Here is a 16,138-nt window from a genome sequence, read left to right on the forward strand (position 1 = left end):
ACAATCAATTTTATTATTGTTCATCCGCCGGAAAATCTGCACCTACGGTAGTTTCTTCCCAGGTATCGATATCCTTTTTTAATTGCTCCAGTTTGTTGCGCGCGCCTTTTAATGCAGCCGCACCCAGTAACAAACGCAGTGGCGGGTTTTCAGATTCCACCGCTTTTACAATGGCTTTGGCCGCCCTAACCGGGTCGCCGGGTTGTTTGCCGCTGTAACCGCGGATGGCATTTTTGTTGGCTTCGGCTGTTTCTTTATAATCATCAATGATGATCTTGCTGTTGTTTGCCGAACGGCCGGCCCAATCGGTACGGAAACCGCTTGGCGCGATTACCGTTACTTTGATGCCTAATGGTGCGGTTTCTTTGCTTAATGCTTCCGAATAACCGTCAACCGCAAACTTGGTGGCGTTGTAAAAACCAACCCCGGGGAAACCAACCAAACCACCTATCGAGGCGATATTAACAATATGCCCGCTGCGCTGTGCACGCATTACCGGCAAAACCGAATTGGTTACATTAGCTAACCCAAAAACATTGATCTCGAACATGCGGCGCACTTCGTCTTCTTCGCTTTCTTCGATAGCGCCAAAATAACCTATGCCGGCATTGTTAACCAGCACATCAATACGGCCAAATTTTTGTTTAACCTGGGCCGTGGCCGCTTTTATTTCGTCGGCTTTGGTTACATCTAACTTTACAGCGATGGCCGTATCCGGGTAACCGGCAACAATATCGGCAACATCATTGGTGTTACGCGCGGCCACCGCCACACGGTTACCCAATGCTAAAACTTCTTTGGCCAGCTCCCGTCCGAAACCCGTAGAGCAGCCAGTTATAAACCATACTTTACTCATTTATGCTATTTGTATTTTTTGCCAAAGTAACGGCAAGCTTCTTAAATATTTGTCAATGCAAGTTCAATTAATGCCTGCCGGTCAAATAATTTAGTCGGCAATAACTTTTACATCGATGTTGTTGCGTGTGGCTTTTGAGTAGGGGCAGCCACGGTGTGCGGTATCGGCCAGTTTTTGGGCCTGCGCCTGATCAATACCCGGTATATGCACATGCAATTCGGCCGATAAGGCAAAAGATGATTCGCTTTCTTTATTAAAACTTACATGTACATCAACCGTGGCCCCGCTCACATCCACGCCATCGCGTTTACCAACCGATCCTAAAGCGCCCAGATAGCAGCTTCCCCATGCACCGGCGAATAACAGTTCGGGGTTGGCATAGCCATCTTCGGTGCCGCCCATTGCTTTTGGTACTTTCAAATCCAGATCGATAACACCATCGGTGGATTTGATATGGCCGTCGCGGCCGCCTTTTGCTGTAACTACAGCGGTATACAATTTTTCCATGATAACTTGTTTTATTGATACAGCAATTGACCGGGTTAAATGTTTTTTCATTTAAAATAATTGCTTATCGCCGTTTATACGAATTGCTGATCAGGTGTTTTGTATGAGATTCTTAAAATATGTTGATTATCAAACTGTTAATATCCCTAACCGTAAATTACCTGTAAATGCCTTTTTGGGTATGATTTGTGGGTTTTTAAGCTTTCGCGATTGTGTATAACCCTGTAATTGAGGTTAATAACCTGTTTATAAAAACCGGCATTTTTTTATTGACAAACGTTAAATAACGCCCTATATTAGAATCATCAAGAACGACGTACTTTGACAGCCTGACAGAAAATTGGAAATTGAAAAAGGAGAGTTTTCGGACGAACCAGGATCAGTTAAAGAAATTCAAATCGAACTCAGAATAAAAGTTTCGTAAGAGATTTTTAGGAAAGTAAGATGTCGACAAGGCAATACAACATTGCTGCCGAACTTTACGGAGGGAAGCAATAATGAAGTAAGATCGTTGGATCGCAAAACCTGCAAGGGCGGCGAAGGATCAGATTGACAGTTAGAGCTACACAAAACTTGATGCTTTTTGGAAAGCCACGGCCAACCTTAAAGTTAGGAAACGGAAGCACAGATCGAAAGAGACGTCTTCCGTTTTCGCTTTTTATGAGGTTTTGTTGAAACTGCTCTTTCCGCGCGTCATTGCGAGGGACGAAGCAATCCCCGACTTACAGAGCGGATTTGCATAATTCGACCTGCCTATTTGGGATTGCTTCGCTATCGCTCGCAAAGACGTGTATCGTTGATGAGATGTAAGAGTATCTCACCCACATTTAACACCAATTTCACACCCGCTTAACCAAAAGTTTTTTATCATTTTATTAAAAACGGGCGTTTTACGGTTTGTTATTTTATGATTTTTGTAAGAAAATGTTAAAATCCCGAATGTTAATAACCGTGGGTTAAATTATCTCAATCAATAATTAGCTGGTGATTTAAGCAGTTTTCATATTTTGTAAATGTGTATAAACCTATAATTAACGTTAATAACCTGTTTATAAAAACAAGCATTTTTTTATTGACGGATATGGATTATCATCCTATATTAGAATCAACAAGAAGGACGTACTTTGGCAGCCTGACGGAAGATAAGAAATTGAATCGGGGGAGTTTTCGGACGAACTAAAGATCAAGGGAAGATCATCAAGTCGCAACAGGAAAAATGAAAAGCTTCGAAAGAAGTTTGAAAAAGAACGAAGCGATGTCACAAAAAAGGTATTACGAACCGGAAACATAACCTGCAAGGGGGAACAAAAAGGGAGTAAGAGATGACGGACAGCGGTGTTAGCAATAACGGCGAAAAGGTCGCATCATGGTCAAGTCACAAAGAGCTTGCTGCTTATGGGAAGCTACGGCAGACCGTAAGCCGGAAAAACGGGAGATCAAATCGAAAGACGCGGCCTCCCGTTTTCTATTTATAACGTTTTTTGTATTTAAAACAATGTATTTTTACCCAAAAGGTATCATGCAAATTTTCTACTTTTAGCCCATGATCAAAGAGGGCAAAACTAAGAGCAACGGGCGGAGAAAGATATTTGTGCTGGACACATCGGTGATACTGTATGATCATAATGCGTTTCAAAACTTTCACGAACATGATGTTGCCGTACCCATACAGGTTTTAGAAGAGCTGGACAATATGAAAAGCGGGAACGATACCCGCAATTTTGAGGCGCGCAGCTTTATCCGCCTAATGGACGAACTGTCGCATAATAACCTGATCAGCCATTGGCTACCGCTAAATGGCATTAATAAAGGCCATTTTAAAGTTGTTGTAGATAACAAAACGGATACCAATGCCGAAGAGATCTTTGGTGATGATAAGGTTGATCACCGGATATTGAATGCCGCGCTTAGCCTGCAGCACGAAAACCCCGACAAAAAAGTTATCCTGGTATCAAAAGATATCTGCCTTAGGCTCAAAGCAAAAGCACTCGACCTGCATTCTGAAGATTACGAGACAGGTAAGATCAAGAATCTGGAAACACTGTACACCGGCAAAGCCACCATTAATAAAGTAGCCGATACCTTGTTGACCCAGTTTAGCAAAGCAGGTAGTTTAGCGGCTGAAGCAGTAGGTGAGCCCGATGATTTTAAAAACAATCACTTTTATATTCTGCACGGTAAACGCAGATCTATGCCGGCCTTTTATAACGGGCAAACCCAGCAGCTGGAAGAAGTTGTTGAGCAGCCTGTTTTTAATATCAGCCCAAAAAACATTGAGCAATCATTTGCTATACATGCTTTGCTGAACCCCGACATTAAATTGGTGAGCATACAAGGTAATGCGGGCACAGGTAAAACCCTGCTCGCACTGGCCAGCGCATTGGAGCAGCGTAAAGATTTCAGGCAGATCTATGTTACCCGGCCAATTGTGCCTTTAAGCAACAAGGATATCGGTTTTTTGCCTGGTGATGTAAAATCGAAGGTCGACCCGTATATGGCGCCCATCTGGGATAACCTGAAATTTATTAAAGATCAGTTTAGTGAGGATGAAAAGATGCAGGCCAAAATTGATGAACTGGTAGCTAATGATAAGATAGCTATAGCACCATTGGCATTTATTCGCGGGCGCACGCTTACCAAGATATTTTTTATTGTTGATGAGGCCCAGAACTTAACACCACACGAAATCAAAACCATTATATCGCGCGCAGGCGAAAACAGTAAGTTTGTTTTTACCGGCGATATTTACCAGATAGATACCCCATACCTTGATGCGGAGAGTAACGGCCTGTCGTACCTGATCGATAAAGCTAAAAATCATCCGCTTTATGCGCATATTACTTTACAAAAAGGAGAGCGCAGCGAACTGGCAAATTTGGCGACGGAACTTCTTTAAATAAACCGTCATACCGAACTTGTTTCGGGATCTCTCAGTACAAAATATGCGCAATGTAGATCTTGCATGATGTCATGCCGAACAAGTTCGGCATGACATTTCTCTTCATAAAAGTTTAGCCATCTGCTTCCTGATGGCCTTCTTATCAGCAGACGATTTAGTAAGCGATATTGCCGCCTGGAAATGTTCAATAGCTTTTTGATTATCCTCATCGGTATATAAATTTCCCAAAAGGCAATGATACAGATGGTTGTTGGTAAGGTTGAGCTTCTCCGCTTCAATTATGGCGGCGTTTTTACCATAAACTTTATATAGTGCATAAGTGCGGTTGAGCGCCGCGATAGGCGAGTACCGCAGTTGCAGCAGCTTGTTATACAGTTGTAAAATATGCTCCCATTTTTCAGGTGAGCGGGTGGTATGCCAGTAAGCAATACCTGCTTCAAAATGATAAGTGCTTGCTGTATTGCCCTGAGCAGCGTTGTTGAGGTAGTAATTGCCTTTGGCTATCAGTTCATGGTTCCATAAGCTGCTATCCTGGTCATCGTATAAAACCACTTCGCCGTGCTCATCCAGCCGGCTATCAAAGCGCGAGGAATGGAAACACATCAAAGCCATCAGCGCATTAACTGCGGGCACGTTGGTTGCCGGGTTCTCTAACAGCAGGTAATTTAACCGCATAGCCTCCAGGCAAAGGTCCTTACGCAAAATAGCGTTGTGCGATTGTGAATAATACCCCTCGTTAAACAACAGGTAAATGGTGGTGAGTACGGTTTCTATGCGTTTGTCAATTTCCGAAACAGGCGGAACCTCAATGGCTATATGCGCTTCCTTTAGTTTTTGCCGGGCACGGAAAAGTCTTTTGTTGATGTTTTCCTTATTGGTTAAAAAAGCATCGGCGATCTCATCGATACTGAAACCGCAAAGTATCCTCAGCGATAAGCCGATCTGCGCCTCGGGTGGAATTGCCGGGTGGCAAATAGCAAACATCATTTGCAGTTGGCTATCGCGGATGTTTTTGGTAGATAGGTCGATCTCGGTTTCATAAGCCGGGTTATGATCGTGCTGTAGCTGTGTAGTGATCTTACCCTCGAACAGGTTATGGCGCTTCAACTGATCTTTAGCAGCATTTTTAGCGACAGTATACAACCAGGCTACAGGGTTATTGGGTATGCCTTTAATACCCCAGGTTTCGGCAGCTGTCAAAAAAGCTTCGCTCACAATATCTTCGGCCAGCTCAATATGCTCTAAACCAAACGAGCGCGATAGCACAGAAACCAGTTTTCTGAACTCGGCGCGATATAACTGCGGTATAAGCTCTTTTTCGTTTTGCATAAAAACAAGAGCCTCTTATTTGTTAAGAGGCTCTTTTAGTTTGTACGATTATCTTATTTATTGTAATCCATGTTCATCACAATAATGCCGCGTACCTCAACACTACCGCCGATTTGTAAAATAGGGCAGCCTTTAGCCAGTTCGTTAGCCTCTTCCAGTGTTTCGGCTTTGATGATGGTAACGCCGGTCAGTATTTCTTTGATCTCGGCAAAAGGGCCGTCGGTTACCACGTTGTTTGGTTTCAACGTATTTCCTTCGGTCGACAAACGATAGCCACTATTCGACAGTTTGTCCTGCGCGGCCATGCCGCCCATCCAATTTTGCCAATCGGTCATCAGGGTTTGCATTTGTTGAGGCGATAGCGTATTCATCGGTTCGCCTGCGTTTCTGAAAAGTAATACAAAGTCTTTCATAATCTTAATTTTTTGTTTGTTATCTGCCTGACGAACGACCGGATTAAAATTGGACAACGCCCGGCAAAAAAATAATGTCTTTAGTTCATCACAACAACGCTGCGTACTTCAACGCTGCCGTTGACCCTTAAAATTGGACAACCTTTGGCCATTTCTTTAGCTTCGTCGAGCGAGTCGGCTTTTACCACGATAAGGCCGCTTAACATTTCTTTGATCTCGGCATAAGGGCCGTCGGTAACTACGTTTCCTTTAAGGGTGCTGATCTCGTCACCCAGGCGATGGCCCCGGCTTGCCAGCTTATCTTGAGCTGCAATGCCGCCCATCCAGTTTTGCCAGTCGGTCATAAATTCCTGTCTTTGCTGTGGTGATAACTGATTGCTCGGATCGTCATTTACGCCTCTGAAAATCAATACAAAGTCTTTCATAATGTTTAATTTTTTGTTTTATACCCTCATGACGGCCGGCCATTCCCAAACTGGACAAGCCGTGTAAAATATTTTAGTATTCTAAAATGGCGTCAGTTATCCTGGCAATATCGGTACTCACCTTGGTAATAAATTCCAGCTGTTGTTTTAACAGGTGCGCGTCCAAAGTTACCTCCGGTTTTTCCATATCTGCCGGTAGGGCAGGCAAGGTGTTGATGATAGCCGGCAGATCATTACTTTCTTCCAGTTTTTTTGATGTTTCGAATAGGATATTGATGGATCGTTTAACCAGTTTTAAATTATCGGGCTGCACGGTTTGATTTTTTTTATTGACCAGGTTAGAGGCAATGTTTGCAATATAAGAGGTTAAAATATGATTTAACACCACAAACTTGTGCACCTCTTTAATGTGCCGCTGCTTACTTTTAGGTTCTGATGTCATCCGTTCAAAAGCTGCGGAAAGGTTGGCCGAATACACGTAAACATCCTTACGGGCCAGTTTGTATTCGGTAACATCCACAGCCTTTCCCGAAAAGGTTTCGGCTACCTTGAGCAAATAACTTACGTTGCCAACCAGTACATCATCCAGATTTTTCTTGATCTGATCAAACTCCCATATCGGGAAAATGATATAACTGGCAACAAAGGCAATAACTGATCCTATCAGTGTGTCGAGAATACGTTCTTCAACCACGTGGCCAACACCTAAAAACTTAAACAGGATGAGCACGTAAGGTGTCATTAAAATTACGCTCACAATATAATTATAGCGCTGAAAACTGTAGGCGCCAACCATAAATACCATCAAGATGATGAACTGCGCGGTAAAATCCGGAATAAACTTCAATACCAGTATACCCACAATACCGCCGCCGATAGTACCCAGCAAACGCTGAAAGTTGCGCTGCTTGGTTAAACTAAAGCCAGGTTTAAGGATCACGATGATAGTAAGCAATATCCAGTAACTATGGTGGCCGTGTGTGATGGTTTTGGCTGCGATAAAGCCAATAAGGCATACCAGCGCTACCCGTAACGAGTGTTTAAATATGGATGAGCTGAATGACAGGTTATCCGCATAGATCCGCGGATCATAATCCTGGTGAGTAACAAACCTCGAATACTCAACATCGCTGCGGTTTTCGAGCAGCGCTGCCGATTTTGAATTATAGTAATTAAAAATGTTAACCGTTTTTTGATTGAGGTTACGCAGGTTGATCAGTATCTTTTTGAGTACCAGGTTGCTTACTTCCTTATCATTCGCGCCAATCTGGTCTATCTTCGTTTTCAGCGCTTCCAGTTCGGGGTTAAGGTCTTTAAGATGCTTATACCGGGTATTTGATTGGATGGCAAAACCTACATTATCCAGTTCGTCGGCGATATGCTGCAGCAGGTTGGCAATGTCATCCAGAACGCCGGTGGAAGCAAATTTTTGGCGCAATACGTCGTAATCATAATGGGTGGCCATTATTTCTTCAAACATATCCACCATATCCACAAAAGTGAGTATCAAAATGCGGCTGGCGTTGGTCGACTCTTTTACCAATATGCGACTTTTGAACAGCAGGTCGCGCACAGCATCCTGGTTTTGGCTGACGTGGATCTGCTGCGATACCACCTTACGGTAATCTTCGTCGATATCCGTTTCGGGGTGATAGAAATTAATTTTTAACCGCAGGAATTTGGCTACATCCAATATGTTTTCGCCCAGAGCCTGTTGCGCGGCACGGTAGGGCCTGATGCTGAAAAAAGTAATACTTAATAAGGTATACCAAATACTTCCGGCCAGTATGGTTGCGCTATAGCCTAAAATTTCGCCGGGTTTTAATTGTTTTTCCATCATCAATATCATGATGAGCAGGCAGGAAGTGCCTACCGATGCGGCACGATTGCCATAAACCGTAAACATGGAGAAGAAAAAGGACAGAATGACGATCTCGGCGCCAAGGGTATACACATCCAGTCGTGCAAAGCCGGTTAATATCGCCACCAAAAACATGAGCCCGCTGCAAATAAGCATACCATTGCGTTTGTGCATTACGGGGCCGGGATTATCGGCACCGCTTACGCAAAGCGCACCTAATGATAACGTTAAACCCAGTTCAAACTGATTATACTGCCACAATACCAGTGATGGTAATAGCACTCCAAGGCTAATGCGCAGCCCGTCGGAGAAGTACTGGCTGTAAAAAAAACTCTGTATGGCGCGGGTTTGACGGTTCATGATTATCCTGTATACGAAGATATACAAACCGGGCTTAAGTAAAATATTGTACTAAAAATTACCACTTTAATATAAAATAGACAGAGTTAGTAGATTTTTTTCATTTTTATGATGATATACCGCCAAATTTGACTATTTTCAGCTTTTTAAATTAAGGCGTACACATTACACTAAGCAACACCAATAATATGACTTCCGTTTTAAAGCTAAGCCAGAAAGAAACCGCGTTTAACCAGGAAGTTGTTACCCGTTTTGAACTGTATAACAGCCTTTTTTTAACCTTGCCTTTTTACCAGGTAAAAGATACCGGTATCCTGTTGCCTTTTTTTAGTTCGCATTGCGAAAAGGGGGCAGCCGAGCAGCTGGCACCGCTCGATATCATCAGGAGCTTTTTTGAAAAATATGTACCGGATATTGACCGCGAAGAACGCCTGAATCGCTTGTTTCGATTTATTCAATACATTGAACGCCAGGTGGTTTTATTCGATTCGATAGAAGATGCCGCTTTTAATAAATTAGGGCACGATGATGACGGAGGAACCATACAAAGCTTATTGCAACAGGCATCGGGCCGCGAAGAAATGCGCCAGACCATCAGCGAAAAGTTAAAGAATTTTTCGTTACGATTGGTGCTTACAGCTCACCCGACCCAGTTTTACCCCGGGCCGGTTTTGGGCATCATGACGGATTTGAGTGAAGCGTTGAAGAACGACGATATCAACACTATCAACCTGCTTTTACAGCAACTGGGTAAAACGCCTTTCTTTAATAAAACGTCGCCAACGCCGGTTGATGAAGCGATAAGCCTGGCCTGGTTTCTTGAAAATATATTCTATTTTTCGGCAGCAGCTATCCAAACCCGTTTGGATGAAGAGTTTGACCTGGATGGAAAAGGTGAGCACCAGGTTATTGAGCTTGGTTTTTGGCCGGGTGGAGACCGGGATGGTAACCCAAATGTAAGCGTGCAAAGTACAGAAGCCGTTGCCGATCATCTGCGCAAGCTGCTTTTCAGATGCTATTATCGCGAGTTTAAAGCGTTAAAAAAACGTATTACTTTCCGCGGAGTTGATGAGCCTATGGGCGCGCTTGAGAAATTATTTTACGATGACGCGTACAATAATCCGCAGCCTAAAAATCTGCAGGCTGAGATACTAACGCTTTTGGATGAAGTAAAGGAGGTATTGATAAAAGATCACTACGCCTTATTTGTTGATCTGATAGATGGGCTGGCCAGAAAAGTTAAATTATTCGGTTGCTATTTTGCCACACTGGATATCAGGCAGGATAGCCGGATATTGAGAAATGTGCATCAATATTGTGTTGAAAATAATTCGTTGAAGAACCTGGTTAAGCCTGGTTACTTTGATATGAACGAAGAAGACAAGCTCAAAGCCATCCAGTTTACCGAAATCAATTACAGTCCGCTGGAAGATGCCGATGCAATGGTGAAAGATACCTTGCTCACCATCCGTCTGATGAAGGATATCCAGAAAGGGAGCGGGGAGAAGGCTTGCCAGCGTTTTATCATCAGCAACTGCCAGCAGGCATCGGATATTCTACAGCTGATGAACCTGTTTTTATGGTCGGGATGGAAGAAAGATGAGCTGAGCGTTGATTTTATGCCGCTTTTTGAAACGGTGAACGATCTGACCCATGCCGCCGAAGTAATGGAAAGGTTATATACCCATCCGTTTTATAAAGAACATTTACAAAAACGCGGCAGCAAGCAAACCATTATGCTTGGCTTTAGTGATAGTACTAAAGATGGTGGCTATTTGATGGCCAATTGGTCGATCTACAAAGCAAAAGTTGAACTGACTGCCATGTCGGAAAAATACGGTATTGCACTGGCCTTTTTTGACGGCCGCGGCGGACCGCCATCACGTGGTGGTGGTAAAACACATCGTTTTTATGCGTCGATGGGTAAAGAGATCGCTAATGACCATATTCAACTGACTGTACAGGGCCAAACCGTAAGCTCGCAATACGGATCGCTGGATACTGCCGGTTTTAATATGGAGCAGTTGGTTAACGCAGGTATTGTTTCGGCATTGAATCCTGATAATAACGATCTGTTAGATGATAGCCATAAAATGCTCATCTCTAAACTGGCCGAAGTAAGCCACGAAGCATTTATGGATCTGCGCGGGCACCCGCTGTTTTTGAAATACCTGGAAAAAATGAGCCCGCTTAAATTGCTGTCGGGTATCAATATCAGCAGCAGGCCAACCAAACGGAATACCACATCCGAACTTAAACTTGAAGATCTGCGTGCTATCAGTTTTGTAACCTCGTGGAGCCAGCTAAAGCAAAACATTCCGGGCTTTTATGGCGTGGGCGCTGCCTTAAAGCAAATGAAGGACGAGGGGCATTGGGATGGTTTGAAAGAACTGTACAAGGCTTCGGGCTTTTTCAGAACGATGATCGATAATTGTATGATGTCGATGTCTAAATCGGACTTCCGGATAACGGCATACCTGGAAAATGATCAAACCTTTGGCGATTTCTGGAAAATGCTAAAGAACGAATTCGACCTGACCCGCGAAATGTTGTTGTTGCTTACAGGCAGCGATTCGCTGATGCAGGAGTTCCCGGTTGAGAAACGTTCGATAGCCATCCGCGAAAAGATCGTACTGCCATTGGTGATCTTGCAACATTTTGCTTTGCAGCAATTGAATACCCTGCCGCAAAATGATCCGTTTTACCCGGTATACAACAAACTGGTTATCCGCACGGTGTATGGTATCGTAAACGCGGGCCGTAATTTGGCTTAACGATAATTTAGTTAAATTCATCCGTACAATCAATAAACGGATCTTGAAATTAAAAGGCTTAATTATACTGTTTGCTGCACTTAATGGCACTTTTTCGTGCTTTTCGCAGGTTAAAAATATTTATGTATCGCCGCAGGGCAATGATGCCAATAACGGCAGCATTAACAAGCCGTTTGCCACTTTACCCCGTGCACAAACCGAGGCGCGCAAGTATCACCATGGTGTAAATGTATATCTCCGCAAAGGCGTTTATTACCTATCTAAACCCTTAGAGTTTACTGCCGAAGATTCAGGAAGTAGCAGTTATCCAGTAGTTTACCGGGCTTATTTAAAAGAAGAGGCGGTGATAAGCGGTGGGGTAAAACTGGAAAAACTTAACTGGCAGCCTTATCAAAACGGGATCATGCAGGCGCCGGTTCCGGCCGGTTTTCAAACCGATCAGCTGTTTGTGAACGGCGAGCGCCAAATCATGGCCAGGTACCCCAATTTCGACCCAAATCAGCTCATTTTTAATGGCTCGGCAACAGATGCCATCAGCACTGAACATATTGCCAAATGGGCTGAACCTGCCGGTGGCTACATTCACGTGATGCATACCGCACTGTGGGGAGATTTTTCGTACCGGATAACCGGCAAATCAGCAGACGGGCAACTGGAATCGGAAGGAGGATGGCAAAACAACCGCCCCCCTAAAAACGCGGCTTACAAATTTGTGGGCGATATACCCGGAGTACATAAAAAATACCGCTTTGTCGAAAATATATTTGAAGAGCTGGATGCGCCGGGTGAATGGTATCTCAATACCCAAACGCATACATTATACTTTTATCCCCCGAAAGGGTTAAACCTCAAAACTGCAACAATAGAGGGTGTGCGCCTTAAACAACTGGTTGAGTTTAGCGGCACCGGGCAAAAGCCGGTAAAGTATATTACGGTTAAAGGAATTACCTTCAGACATAGTCAGCGCACCTTTATGCAAACCAAAGAGCCCGTAATGCGTTCGGATTGGGCTATTTACCGGGGCGGGGCGCTGTTTTTTAATGGTGCCGAGAATTGTGCGATAACAGATTGCTTTTTAGATCAGTTGGGCGGCAATGCGATATTTGTAAATAATTACAACAGGCACATCAGCATTACCGGCTGCCACATTTTTAAAGCCGGGGCCAATGGGATTGTGTTTATGGGCAGCCCTGAGGCAGTGCGTTCGCCTTTGTTCAACTATAATAACCGCCAAACCTTTGCAGAGATAGATAAGACATCCGGACCTAAAAATAATAATTACCCTGCCGTGTGCCTGGTTGATAATTGCCTTATTCACCAAACCGGAAGTGTGGAGAAGCAAACTGCGCCGGTAACTATTGATCTGGCTATGGATATCACCATCAGGCATTGTTCTATTTACGATGTGCCCCGCGCCGGCATTAATATTGGCGATGGCTGCTGGGGAGGTAATGTTGTAGAGTACTGCGATATTTTTAATACGGTAAAAGAAACCGGTGATCATGGTTCGTTCAACTCGTGGGGGCGCGATCGCTGGTGGGGATTGACCGATATTGACCTGAATACGGCCATTGCTAACGGTAACCTTGAATTACCAAAATTAGATGCAACCAAACCTAATATTTTAAGAAACAACCGCTGGCGCTGTGATCATGGCTGGGATATTGATCTGGATGACGGCTCATCAAACTACCACATCTATAACAATTTGTGCTTAAATGGCGGCATCAAAAACCGCGAAGGTTTTTACCGCGTGGTTGAAAACAACATTATGGTGAACAGTAGCTTCCAGCCGCATGTTTGGTATGCCGACTGCGGGGATATTGTAAGGCACAATATTATGTGGGCGCCCTACAAACCGGCAGGTAAGTTTAACAAGCCCTGGGGTAGTAAAATGGACCATAATTTTTTACAGAATGATAGTTTAAAAACGCCGGTTGTTGCAATTGCACTGCAAGCTAAAAGCGGTCGTGATGAACATTCAATAGCCGGTGACGCTTTGTTTGTTGATGCCGCCCATGGCGACTATAGGGTTAAGCAAGGTTCGCCTGCATTGGCGCTTGGTTTTGTGAACTTCCGGATGGATGAATTTGGCGTGCAAAAACCGGAATTAAAAGCGATAGCTTTAACACCCGAATTACCAAGGCCTGGCCAGTTATCCAAAGAGATGCTGAGCCGTACGGATGAGATCAAAACCTGGCAGGGAGCCAGGGTGAGGAATATATTGAGCAGGGGAGAAATGTCGGTGTATGGCTTGCCCGGTGTTACCGGAATTTTAGTACTTTCGGCAGATGAGGGGAGTGCTTTGTACAAGGCCGGTTTGCGCAAAGATGATGTGATTCTGGAGGTGAATAACAACGTGATCGATAACATAAATGACCTGTTAAAACCTCAGATCAACTTTAAATCCGGGCAACAATTCAAAATAAAAATATCGCGGGCTCAAAACGATTTAACCTTAACTGTTAATTAAGATGGAAAAATTTAAGTATCTGATTATTATTTGTTTATTTTTTCAGTTTTCAATTGTGAAAGCGCATAAAGTTAATGATAAAGTGCTCATTTTTTCGTTAACCAAGGGCTATCATCACACCAGTATTGCTGACGGGATTACCGCGATTACCCAATGGGGAACCGAGGCGGGTTTCGACACGGACACCACAACCGACGTGACAAAATTTACTGATGACAACCTGAAAAAATACAAGGCCGTTGTTTTTTTGAGCCCAACCGGCAATGGTTTTTTTAATGATGACCAGAAAGCAGCTTTGCAAAAATATATACATCATGGCGGCGGCTTTGTTGGCATACATGCCGCTACCGATTGCTTGTACGATTGGGATTGGTATGGCAAATTAGTTGGTGCTTATTTTACCAAACATCCCAAAATACAACAGGCAACTTTGCATGTGGCTGATCAGAAACATATGTCGACAGATATGTTGCCTGCAACCTGGCAGCATACTGATGAATGGTACAACTTTAAAAACATCAGTCCGGATATTAAGGTATTGATCACTGTTGATGAAAAGAGTTATACCGGTGGCGAAGTTGGTGATGTGCACCCGATATCCTGGTACCAGAAATTTGAAGGCGGCAGGGTATTTTATACCGCTTTAGGACACACTAAAGAGGACTATACTACCGATACCTTATTTAAGCAGCACGTACTGGCCGGGATTAAATATGCCATGGGCCGAAAAAAGTAAACTTGACTATATGCCGAATGCAATATTTGATTAATTTTGGAGCAGAATAAATTATATCTCAATGAAATCCAACATCACTAAATTAAATTTGATAGTTATCGCTTTGTTTGCTGCATGTGCAGTACAATCATGCACCGAAGAGAGAGGAAATTCATACACCGCGAAAACTAAAGTTAACGCCGAAGGACTGGCATTTATCAAAACAGCGCACGAAGCCGGTTTAACTGAAATCGAAGCAGCCAAAATAGCTAAAAAGAATTCGACTAACAGCCAGGTAACTGCTTTTGCCGATATGATGATCACCGATCATACTGCGATAGGTGTTGATGTTGACAGCCTTGCACGTCAAAAATTTGTAACTGTAATTGGCGAAGTTGATCATGAAGATAAAGTAGCCTTAGATAGCCTGGCTAAAAAAACAGGCCTTGAGTTTGACAAAGCTTACGCAGAAATGATGGTTGCCGGCCACGAGGAAGCAGCTGAACTGTTTAAAGAAAATAAAGAAAGCAATTACGTAGCTATCAGAACCGTTGCTGATAAATGGGCCTCTAAAATTGAAAACCATTTGGAAGAAGCTAAAAAATTAAAGGCATCATTAAAATAATAGCTTAAAAGCACTTTTGAGAAACCCTCCGGATAACCCGGAGGGTTTTTTTATGCTAAAAATTTTGAGGAATGTGTTGTAATGAGAGTACAAAATTGAATGTGTTTGGCTACAGTTGTAAGCAAATTCTGGTTTTTGGTACAGTTGAAATTGTTGTTTGTACGTATTGATTAGTAGCAATTTAGCAGCTATTTGAAATAAAATCGCCAAAAATGGTAACGTTTTTGCTTAAGCCTTATCGATTTTATAACAAGAAATCAATTTATTCAGTAATAACAACAACTATGAAAAATTCAACAAAATGGATCACTTCAGCATTTGCAGCTGTAGCCATCCTTTTCGCATCAAACGTAAACGCACAAACCACCTCTACTAACCCTGGCGACGTATGGCGCTTAGGTATAGGTGTTGAAGGCGCTATCCCAACAGGTAATTTAAATAACTTTTCTAACTTTAGTTTAGGCGGTACCGCAAGATTACAATATGATACCCGGTCAAACCTTTCATTTATGTTAACATCTGGTTATTATAATGTATTTGCTAAAGAATACACTGTTGGTACTGTTACTACTAAACCAAATGATTTAGGCATTGTACCTGTTAAAGCTGGTTTAAAGGTTTTTGCCGGCCAGAACATTTATTTTAGCGGTGAGCTGGGTGCCGGTTTTGAAACCAATGGCAATAAAAACACCAAATTTATAGCTTCGCCGGGCATTGGTTATGCCAATGCAGGAGGTTTGGATATCGGTGTGCGTTATGAAAACTTTAGCGGCCAGGGCGATAACTATGGCATGGCTGCTTTACGCATAGCTTACGGATTTAAACTTTAAGTTTTTTGATTTCAGTATTGAGAGGCCCGCTTAAAAAGCGGGCTTTTTTTGTTTAATAGTGTCCTGATAAA

General features: G+C 43.2%; 12 protein-coding genes. 6 read left to right on the top strand and 6 right to left on the bottom strand.

Annotation, left to right across the window (positions count from 1 at the left end; translation table 11 throughout):
• Positions 1-13: 13 nt before the first annotated feature.
• Positions 14-856 carry an oxidoreductase gene (locus ACFGVR_RS17970; protein ID WP_448698755.1) on the bottom strand — a complete coding sequence of 281 codons (843 nt, stop codon included), beginning with the start codon at positions 854-856 and terminating at the stop codon, positions 14-16.
• A gap of 90 nt (positions 857-946) precedes the next feature.
• Positions 947-1,363 carry an organic hydroperoxide resistance protein gene (locus ACFGVR_RS17975; RefSeq protein ID WP_448698756.1) on the bottom strand — a complete coding sequence of 139 codons (417 nt, stop codon included), beginning with the start codon at positions 1,361-1,363 and terminating at the stop codon, positions 947-949.
• Positions 1,364-2,906: 1,543 nt separating this feature from the next.
• On the opposite strand from ACFGVR_RS17975, the gene ACFGVR_RS17980 reads away from it, so the two are divergent.
• The gene (locus ACFGVR_RS17980) at positions 2,907-4,259 is read left to right on the top strand and encodes a PhoH family protein (RefSeq protein WP_448698757.1); all 1,353 of its coding nucleotides are present in this window, start codon (positions 2,907-2,909) and stop codon (positions 4,257-4,259) included.
• 105 nt (positions 4,260-4,364) lie between these two features.
• Here the strand turns inward: ACFGVR_RS17980 and ACFGVR_RS17985 are convergent, their stop codons facing one another.
• From ACFGVR_RS17985 to ACFGVR_RS18000, 4 genes are all read right to left on the bottom strand, one after another.
• Positions 4,365-5,591: an RNA polymerase sigma factor gene (locus ACFGVR_RS17985; protein WP_448698758.1), complete on the bottom strand. Its 1,227-nt coding sequence runs from the start codon at positions 5,589-5,591 to the stop codon at positions 4,365-4,367.
• 53 nt (positions 5,592-5,644) lie between these two features.
• Positions 5,645-6,004 (bottom strand): YciI family protein, encoded by a 360-nt coding sequence (locus tag ACFGVR_RS17990; protein WP_448698759.1) that lies wholly within the window; start codon positions 6,002-6,004, stop codon positions 5,645-5,647.
• An 80-nt stretch (positions 6,005-6,084) separates the two neighbouring features.
• The gene (locus tag ACFGVR_RS17995; protein WP_448698760.1) at positions 6,085-6,429 is read right to left on the bottom strand and encodes a YciI family protein; all 345 of its coding nucleotides are present in this window, start codon (positions 6,427-6,429) and stop codon (positions 6,085-6,087) included.
• A 73-nt stretch (positions 6,430-6,502) separates the two neighbouring features.
• The gene (locus ACFGVR_RS18000; RefSeq protein WP_448698761.1) at positions 6,503-8,650 is read right to left on the bottom strand and encodes an FUSC family membrane protein; all 2,148 of its coding nucleotides are present in this window, start codon (positions 8,648-8,650) and stop codon (positions 6,503-6,505) included.
• A gap of 188 nt (positions 8,651-8,838) precedes the next feature.
• Between ACFGVR_RS18000 and ACFGVR_RS18005 the strand changes: the two genes are divergently transcribed.
• The 5 genes from ACFGVR_RS18005 (at position 8,839) to ACFGVR_RS18025 (ending at position 16,067) form a co-directional block, all read left to right on the top strand.
• Positions 8,839-11,424, top strand: coding sequence for a phosphoenolpyruvate carboxylase (locus ACFGVR_RS18005; protein ID WP_448698762.1), 2,586 nt, complete (start codon positions 8,839-8,841; stop codon positions 11,422-11,424).
• 43 nt (positions 11,425-11,467) lie between these two features.
• The gene (locus tag ACFGVR_RS18010) at positions 11,468-13,897 is read left to right on the top strand and encodes a PDZ domain-containing protein (protein ID WP_448698763.1); all 2,430 of its coding nucleotides are present in this window, start codon (positions 11,468-11,470) and stop codon (positions 13,895-13,897) included.
• A gap of 55 nt (positions 13,898-13,952) precedes the next feature.
• On the top strand, positions 13,953-14,633 hold the full coding sequence (locus tag ACFGVR_RS18015) for a ThuA domain-containing protein (RefSeq protein ID WP_448698764.1): 681 nt from the start codon (positions 13,953-13,955) through the stop codon (positions 14,631-14,633).
• 61 nt (positions 14,634-14,694) lie between these two features.
• Positions 14,695-15,237: a DUF4142 domain-containing protein gene (locus ACFGVR_RS18020; protein ID WP_448698765.1), complete on the top strand. Its 543-nt coding sequence runs from the start codon at positions 14,695-14,697 to the stop codon at positions 15,235-15,237.
• A 284-nt stretch (positions 15,238-15,521) separates the two neighbouring features.
• Complete coding sequence (locus ACFGVR_RS18025) at positions 15,522-16,067, top strand: hypothetical protein (RefSeq protein WP_448698766.1); 546 nt, start codon at positions 15,522-15,524, stop codon at positions 16,065-16,067.
• Positions 16,068-16,138: the final 71 nt, after the last annotated feature.

It is taken from the genome of Mucilaginibacter aureus, from assembly GCF_053514885.1.